Source organism: Nocardia sp. NPDC004722 (assembly GCF_053601505.1).
This window is the reverse complement of the sequence record NZ_JBSGBY010000426.1, coordinates 1-7419: the sequence shown is the minus strand read 5'-3', so window position 1 is coordinate 7419 and position 7419 is coordinate 1. Positions and strand designations below refer to the sequence as shown.

The 7419-nt window shown below is 66.2% G+C and carries 9 protein-coding genes and 1 pseudogene; 9 read left to right on the top strand and 1 reads right to left on the bottom strand.

Features of this window, described 5'->3' with window-relative positions; all coding sequences use genetic code 11:
• Positions 1-191 (bottom strand): annotated as a pseudogene (locus ACWELQ_RS32020) (SAM-dependent methyltransferase); the annotation flags it as partial.
• Between the two features lie 113 nt (positions 192-304).
• On the opposite strand from ACWELQ_RS32020, the gene ACWELQ_RS32015 reads away from it, so the two are divergent.
• The 9 genes from ACWELQ_RS32015 to ACWELQ_RS31975 form a co-directional block, all read left to right on the top strand.
• On the top strand, positions 305-880 hold the full coding sequence (locus ACWELQ_RS32015; RefSeq protein WP_452400765.1) for an HhH-GPD-type base excision DNA repair protein: 576 nt from the start codon (positions 305-307) through the stop codon (positions 878-880).
• Positions 881-995: 115 nt separating this feature from the next.
• Positions 996-1694, top strand: coding sequence for a hypothetical protein (locus ACWELQ_RS32010; RefSeq protein ID WP_452400764.1), 699 nt, complete (start codon positions 996-998; stop codon positions 1692-1694).
• 161 nt (positions 1695-1855) lie between these two features.
• A complete protein-coding gene (locus tag ACWELQ_RS32005; protein ID WP_452400763.1) occupies positions 1856-2569 on the top strand; it encodes a hypothetical protein in 714 nt (237 codons plus the stop codon).
• Positions 2570-2779: 210 nt separating this feature from the next.
• Positions 2780-3496: a hypothetical protein gene (locus ACWELQ_RS32000; RefSeq protein WP_452400762.1), complete on the top strand. Its 717-nt coding sequence runs from the start codon at positions 2780-2782 to the stop codon at positions 3494-3496.
• Positions 3497-3609: 113 nt separating this feature from the next.
• Positions 3610-4158 carry a flavin reductase family protein gene (locus ACWELQ_RS31995; RefSeq protein WP_452400761.1) on the top strand — a complete coding sequence of 183 codons (549 nt, stop codon included), beginning with the start codon at positions 3610-3612 and terminating at the stop codon, positions 4156-4158.
• Positions 4159-4263: 105 nt separating this feature from the next.
• Positions 4264-5145, top strand: coding sequence for an amino acid ABC transporter permease (locus ACWELQ_RS31990; RefSeq protein WP_452400760.1), 882 nt, complete (start codon positions 4264-4266; stop codon positions 5143-5145).
• Positions 5142-5906, top strand: a complete 765-nt coding sequence (locus ACWELQ_RS31985) for an amino acid ABC transporter ATP-binding protein (RefSeq protein ID WP_452400759.1) — start codon at positions 5142-5144, stop codon at positions 5904-5906. The genes ACWELQ_RS31990 and ACWELQ_RS31985 overlap by 4 nt, the downstream gene beginning before the upstream one ends.
• A gap of 27 nt (positions 5907-5933) precedes the next feature.
• Positions 5934-6911, top strand: coding sequence for a transporter substrate-binding domain-containing protein (locus tag ACWELQ_RS31980; protein WP_452400758.1), 978 nt, complete (start codon positions 5934-5936; stop codon positions 6909-6911).
• Positions 6912-6923: 12 nt separating this feature from the next.
• Positions 6924-7419: LLM class flavin-dependent oxidoreductase (locus ACWELQ_RS31975; protein WP_452400757.1), on the top strand; the 496-nt coding region annotated here is incomplete at its 3' end.

Below are 7419 nucleotides of genomic sequence, written 5' to 3'. Positions count from 1 at the left end.
GATCCGGTGCCGGAACCGATATCGACGGCGCTCTCGCCGGGGCGGGTGGCCAGGGCGTCGTGCGCCCAGGCCCGCAGCCGCCGGATGCCCGGCAGGGCTGCCTGTAGATCGTTGACGTCGACGAGCTGGTCTTGTCCATCACGGTCGAAACGGTCCGGTCGCAGTCCAGACCCGGTGCCAGGTTGCGGCACGGCTCGTACTGAAGAATTAGCCATGGTGTCGGGCATGGCCCGAAGCCTAGTCACTCGAAGGGAAAAGGGTGACCCGTGTCACCGCGAGGCTGGATGAATGGGATGATCGACGCATGAGCCGCACGCTGTGTATTGCGCAGGAATCCGATGCCGACGAGCTGCTTTCGACCGATGATTTCGCCCTGTTGGTCGGAATGATGCTGGATCAGCAGTTCCCCATGGAGCACGCATTCCGCGGCCCGTGGAAACTCGCCGATCGAATGGGTGGCTTCGATATCCACAAGATCGCCGCCGCCGATCCCGAGGAATTCGAGGAGCTGGCCGCGACGCCGCCCGCCATCCACCGATACGGCCGTTCCATGGGCCGACGGGTGCAGGAACTGGCCCGCTACATCGAGGAGAACTACGACGGCAACACCTCGGCGCTGTGGACCGACGGCGATCCGGACGGCAAGGAAGTGCTGAAGCGGATCAAGAAGCTGCCCGGATTCGGCGACCAGAAGGCCCGAATCTTCTTGGCGCTCTTGGGAAAGCAGCGCGGCCTGACCGCGAAGGGCTGGCGCGAAGCCGCGGGCGCCTACGGCGAGGACGGTTCGCGCCGCTCGGTCGCCGACGTCACCGACGCCGAATCGCTCACCCAGGTAAGGGAATTCAAGAAGCAGGCGAAGGCCGCCGCCAAGGAGAAGTAACCCGGCTCCACCCGGCCCGATCGAATCAAGCTGGTTTTTAACCTCCAGAAACCTGTGAGGTTGCTTAATGCTTGCCGCCGACAGTTCAGTTCGGGCAGTGGAAGCAGTAACCAAAATGCAGATGAGGAAATTCGCCGGGATCGCGGCATTGGTGATCGCGGCGACGGGCGTAACCGCCGGTACCGCTTATGCCGCCCCGGCTCCGGCCGATGGCGGTGTCATCAATTACACCAACCAGGCCACCGATACCGGTTCGATCATTCGTACCGACGCGGGTTCGCTGGTGGTGGAGGACGGCGCGCTGAAGATCAAGGCGGCCAACGGGACCACCGTCGCCGGAACGCCATTGTCGTTCCGGGTCGACGATTTCGAGTTCCCGATCGCCGCGCAGATCAGCGATTCGCACACCGCGACCCTGACCCCGCAGTTCGACGAGGCGCACGCGGCGTACAAGCCGGTCGCGCTGCCGTACGAGGATCAGGCCCCGTGGAAGTCCCAGTACGACCGTGAGCAGGCCGCCTGGAACCGGCTGCGTGACACCATCGGCCTCGGCGCGACGATCGGCACGCTGGTCGGCGGCCTGGGCGGGGCCGCGCTCGGTTGCGTCGTGGGTGGTGTCGTGTTCGCTGCGGCGACCGCTCCGCTGGCGACCATGTTCGGTGTCGGTCCGGTGGCGGGCTGCTTGATCGGCGCCTCGACGGTCGGTTTCCTCGGCACCATCGCCGGTCAGGTTTTCGTGACCGCTCCGGTCGCGATCGCGGCCGCGATCCAGTACTTCACCACCATCAATCAGCCGTTCGCGCCTGCTAAATAACGCCCTTTCGGCAACCGATGGGCAAAGGTTAACCGTGGGGGCCCCGGCCAGCCACTTGGCGTTTGTATAGGCCGGTTTCCATCACAGCGTCCCAGGGGACACACCTGACAATGTTCCCCTGGGGCGCATCTGCTCATCTTCAAGAGGAATCTCGAAAACACATGCGCCTCAAGAATTTCACCGCGGTCTCCGCGCTGGTCATTGCCGCCCTGGGCGTCACCGCCGGCACCGTGAACGCCGCCCCGGCCGCTGACAACAGCGGGATCAACTACGCCATCACCCAGTCCGACAACAGCAGCACCGTGCGCACCGATGGCGGCTCGCTGGTTGTCGAGAACGGCAACCTGGAGCTCAAGGCCGCCAACGGCACCGTCGTCGCCGGTACCCCGCTGTCGTTCCGGGTGGACGACTTCGAGTTCCCGATCGCCGCGGACGTCTCCGACCACAGTGCGACGCTGACCCCGCAGTTCGACATGGACCACGCGACCTACAAGCCGGTCGCCCAGGCCCAGGATGTGGCGCTGCCTTACGAGGATCAGGCTCCGTGGAAGTCGGACTACGACCGTGAGCAGGCGGCCTGGAACCGCATGAAGGACACCATCTCCCTGGGCGCCACCGTCGCGACCCTGGTCGGTGGCATCGGTGGCGCGGCCCTGGGTTGCGTCATCGGTGGCGTCGTGTTCGCTGCCGCGACCGCCCCGCTGGCCACCATGTTCGGTGTCGGCCCGCTGGCCGGCTGCCTCATCGGCGCCAGCACCACCGGTTTCATCGGCACCATCGCGGGTCAGATCCTGATCACCGCTCCCGTCGCGATCGCCTCCGCGATCCAGTACTTCACCACCATCAACCAGCCGCACGTCGTCGCGCCGAAGTAGCGCACGAGGTTCCGTACACAAGAGCGAGGGGCTCTATAGGAATCAGCACACACCTCATCGGGACAGCCCGCTCGGCCGTAAGGCCGGGCGGGTTTCCCATTTCAACTGTTCACCGATAGGGAACTCCGGGGACATATTTCGTTCGAGTCGACCCGATTCGATCATGCGGTCCATACCTGCGGACACTGCTTGATGAGGAAATAGGGACACATGCGCTTCAAGAATTTCGCCGCCACTGCGGCATTGGTGGCCGCCGCCATGGGTATCACCGCCGGCACCGTGAATGCCGCGCCGACCGAGGCCGAGAACGGTGTGATCAACTACACCGCAACCACATCCGAGACCAACAGCATCATCCGTACGGATGCCGGTTCCCTGGTCGTCGAGAACGGCAACTTCGAGATCAAAGCCGCCAATGGCACCGTCGTTGCCGGTACGCCGCTGAAGTTCCAGGTCGACGACTTCGAGTTCCCGATCGCCGCGGACATCTCGGGGCGCAGCGCGACCCTGACCCCGCAGTTCGACATGGACCACGCGACCTACAAGCCGGTCGCCCAGGCCCAGGACGTCAACCTGCCCTACGAAGACCAGGCTCCGTGGAAGTCGGACTACGACCGTGAGCAGGCGGCCTGGAACCGCATGAAGGACACCATCTCCATGGGCGCCACAGTCGGCACCCTGGTTGGTGGCCTGGGCGCCGCGGCCGTCGGTTGCGTCATCGGTGGCGTCGTGTTCGCCGCCGCGACCGCCCCGCTGGCCACCATGTTCGGTGTCGGCCCGCTGGCCGGCTGCCTCATCGGCGCGAGCACCCTCGGCTTCCTCGGCACCATCGCCGGCAATCTGCTGATCACCGCTCCGGTTGCCATCGCATCCGCGTACAACTACTTCGTGACGATCAACCAGCCGCACGTCGTCGCGCCGAAGTAATTTCGGCAGCTCGCTGTGCACCGCCCCCGTCCACCGTTGGTGGGCGGGGGTTCGTTGTAATCCCGCTGAGCCCAAGCCTGTCGCTGCGGGTGCGCCGGTGCTGGAGTGGTGTGATGGGCGAGCTGACCTCGATTCACGGCGCGGCTGCCGCGCTTTCACCGGTAGACGGCACCGATCTGCGACGTGCCTTCGCGCACTTCCCCAGTGGTGTGGTGGCGGTTTGCGCGCGGATCGGCGGGACACCGTACGGGCTGGTGGCGAGCACCTTCGTGCCGGTCTCGCTGGACCCGCCGCTGGTGTCGGTGTGCATTCAGTACTCCTCGGAGACCTGGCCGCGGCTGGAGCAGGCCAGTCGGTTGGGGTTGAGCCTGCTCAGCAGTGCGCAGCAGCCGGCGGCGCGGAGTCTGAGTTCGCGGCGTGGGGATCGGTTCCGGAATGTGGAGCTGCACACCGGCAATGGCAACGCGGCGTTCGTGGGCGGGGCCACCGCGTGGCTGGAAACCTCGGTGCACGAGCAGGTTGCGGCGGGTGATCACGCGGTGGTGCTGCTGCGGGTGCACCGGGTGAGTGTGCGCCCGGAGTCCGAGCCGCTGGTGTTCCACCGCAGCGGTTTCCGCGCCCTCTACGACGGTGCGCCGGACCTCGGCGAAGCCGCGGTCTGAATTCCCGTATTCCCGCGTGAATTCGGGAAATTATCTGTCACACAATTGAATTCAGACTGATCTGGACCGGCGACAGCAAACCGCCGAATTCGTATCGTCGCATTCATGAGCACCGTAGCGGTACCCACGCAGTCGGTGGCGGCGGTCGAGCACGAGGACGGCGATCTGCCCGTGGTCCGCACCCGCCACCCGTGGCGCTGGGCCACGGCGGCGGTCGCGCTGGTGCTGGTCGCGCAGTTCGCGCACGGCCTGATCACCAATGCGGGCTGGGACTGGGGCACCTTCGCGCAGTACTTCACCGCCGCGTCGGTGTTGTCCGCGCTGAAGGTGACCCTGGAACTGACCTTCTGGGGCACCCTGCTCGGCTTCTTCCTGGGCATCTGGCTGGCCATCGGCCGGCTGTCGAACAGCCCTGTGCTGCGGGCGATCTCGTGGACCTACATCTGGGCCTTCCGCTCGATTCCGCTGATCGTGCAGCTGCTGTTCTGGTTCAACCTGGCGTACCTGTACAAGACCCTGTCGCTGGGCATTCCGTTCGGACCGGAGCTGGTCCGCTTCCAGACCAACGGCGTGATCAGTGGATTCACCGCCGCCGTCATCGGTTTGGCGTTGCATCAGGCCGCGTATTCGGCGGAAATCATTCGGGCCGGGATCATTTCGGTGGATCAGGGCCAGTGGGAGGCCGCCCGGTCGCTGGGTCTGCCGTGGCGGCGGCAGTTCTTCACCGTCGTCGCCCCGCAGGCCATGCGCGGGATCCTGCCGAACGCCGCCAACGAGGTGATCAGCCTGTTCAAGGGCACCTCGATCGTGTCGGTGATGGCCATCGCCGAGCTGTTCTACCAGGTGCAGGTGATCTACGGCCGCAATGGCCGGGTGGTGCCGCTGCTCATGGTGGCGACGGTCTGGTACATCCTGCTCACCACCGTGCTGAGTGTGATCCAGTTCTATATCGAGCGGCACTACGCGAAGGGCGGTGGCCGCCGGTGAGCGAGTTCGCCATCGAATTGCGCGGCATTCGAAAGTCCTTCGGCCGCAACGAGGTGCTGTCGGGCATCGACCTGACGGTGCGGGCCGGGGAGGTCACGGTCATCCTGGGCCCGTCGGGTTCGGGCAAGTCCACGCTGCTGCGCACCATCAATCACCTGGAACAGGTGGACGGCGGCTCGGTCCGGGTGGGCGGGGAACTGGTCGGCTACCGCCGCAAGGGAAACAAGCTCTACGAGTTGCACGAGCGGGAGATCCTGCGTCAGCGGGCCCGCATCGGGTTCGTCTTCCAGAACTTCAATCTCTTTCCGCACCTGACGGTTCGGGAGAATGTGGCGCTCGCGCCGGTCGCGACCCAGCGCCGCTCCAAGGCCGAGGTGAATGCCGAGGCGCTGGAACTGCTGGCGCGGGTGGGCTTGGCGGACAAGGCCGACGAGTACCCGAGCCGGCTGTCCGGCGGCCAGCAGCAGCGGGTCGCCATCGCGCGGGCGCTGGCATTGCGGCCGGAGGTGCTGCTGTTCGACGAGCCGACCTCCGCGCTGGATCCGGAGCTGGTCGGCGAGGTGCTGGATGTGATCAAGGATCTGGCCCGCGACGGTTCGACACTGGTGATCGTCACCCACGAGATCGGGTTCGCCCGCGAGGTCGCCGACACCGTCGTGCTCATGGACGCGGGCCGCATCGTCGAGCAGGGTCCGCCCGCCCAGGTCCTGGACAACCCGTCGCATCCGCGCACCAAAGCCTTTCTCGCCCACGTCCTCTGACGTCCCCACTAGGTAAGGAATCCGCCCATGTCCCTGGCGAGCCGTCGCAGACGGACCAGCGCCTTGATCGCCGTCACCCTGCTGAGCCTGCTGGTGGGCGGTTGCGGCAAGGGCGACGGCGGCACCCCCGAGACCCGCAGCGTGAACGGCCTGACCTACGACCTGTCCCCGGAGCAGGCGGGGCGCATTCATGCCGACAAGGTGGATTCGATTGCCGCGCAGGTGCCGCAGGCGATTCGCGATCGCGGCACGCTGGTGGTGACCGGCACCATCGGGGCGACGCCGCCGCTGGGCTTCTACGCCACCGACGACCGCACCATCGTCGGTTCCGAAGTGGACCTGTCCATCCTGATCGCCGACATCCTCGGCCTGAAGGCGGACCGCCGCAATGGCGACTGGGCGCAGAACTTCGTGAAGATCGACTCCGGCGAGGCGGACCTGTTCGTCAGCAATGCCACGGTCACCGAGGAGCGCAAGGAGAAGTACGACTTCGCCACCTACCGCCTCGACAATATCGCCCTCGAGGTGCCCAAGGACTCGACCTGGACCTATCAGGACCGGAAGTCGCTGGCGGGCAAGAAGATCGGCGTCGGATCGGGCACCAATCAGGAGCAGCTGCTGGTCGGCTGGAACGAGCAGAACGTGGCCGAGGGCCTGCCCAAGCTGGAACTGGCCTACTACCAGCAGCCCTCGGATTACTACCTGGCGCTGTCCTCGGGCCGGATCGATGGTTTCGTGGGCCCGAACCCATCCGCGCAGTACCACTCCGCGACGGCCGGCACCAAGATCCTCACCACCTGGTCCGGTGCGGGCGACGCCCTGCAAGCCGAGATCGCGGCGCTGACCCGCAAGGACAACGGTCTCGTCGGACCCGTTCAGCAGGCCATCCAGTACGCCATCGACCACGGCAGCTACCAGAAGGTCCTCGAGCGCTGGGGTCTCGGCGGCGAAGCGGTGAAGCAGTCGCGGATCAATCCCCCCGGACTACCCAAGAAGAAGGGCTGAGGCGCTTCCGGCATGAAATTCCTGCTCCTGACGCTGATCACGCACACTCCGGACCCGGTGACCGGTGACTCCGAGACGCCGCGGCAGCGGTTGCGCCGGGTGGTCGACTCCGCCCGCCTCGCCGAGGATCTCGGCTACGACGGCTTCGCGGTCGGCGAGCGGCACGAGGACCCGTTCATCTCCGCCGCCCCGCCGGTGGTGCTGAGCCACCTCGCCGCCGTCACCTCGCGTCTGGCCCTGTTCACCGGCGTCACCACGCTGAGCCTGCTGGATCCGGTGCGCGCCTTCGAGGATTACTCCACCCTCGACAACCTCTCCGACGGCCGCCTGGAGCTGATCATCGGCAAGGGCAACGGCGCGGCGCAGGCCAAGCTGTTCCACGTCACCACCGACGATCAGTGGGACCGCAATCGCGAGGGTTACGAGCTGTTCCGCAAGCTCTGGGAGAGCGAGAGCGTCACCTGGTCGGGCCGGTTCCGCCCCTCGTTGACCGAGGCCAAGGCGCTCC

Excerpts from the sequence above, each read along its gene's own strand:
- ACWELQ_RS31995 (WP_452400761.1), top strand. The coding sequence starts at position 3,610 with ATGGGCGAGCTGACCTCGATTCACGGCGCGGCTGCCGCGCTTTCACCG.
- ACWELQ_RS32000 (WP_452400762.1), top strand. The coding sequence starts at position 2,780 with ATGCGCTTCAAGAATTTCGCCGCCACTGCGGCATTGGTGGCCGCCGCC.
- ACWELQ_RS32010 (WP_452400764.1), top strand. The coding sequence starts at position 996 with ATGCAGATGAGGAAATTCGCCGGGATCGCGGCATTGGTGATCGCGGCG.
- ACWELQ_RS31990 (WP_452400760.1), top strand. The coding sequence starts at position 4,264 with ATGAGCACCGTAGCGGTACCCACGCAGTCGGTGGCGGCGGTCGAGCAC.
- ACWELQ_RS32015 (WP_452400765.1), top strand. The coding sequence starts at position 305 with ATGAGCCGCACGCTGTGTATTGCGCAGGAATCCGATGCCGACGAGCTG.
- ACWELQ_RS32005 (WP_452400763.1), top strand. The coding sequence starts at position 1,856 with ATGCGCCTCAAGAATTTCACCGCGGTCTCCGCGCTGGTCATTGCCGCC.
- ACWELQ_RS31980 (WP_452400758.1), top strand. The coding sequence starts at position 5,934 with ATGTCCCTGGCGAGCCGTCGCAGACGGACCAGCGCCTTGATCGCCGTC.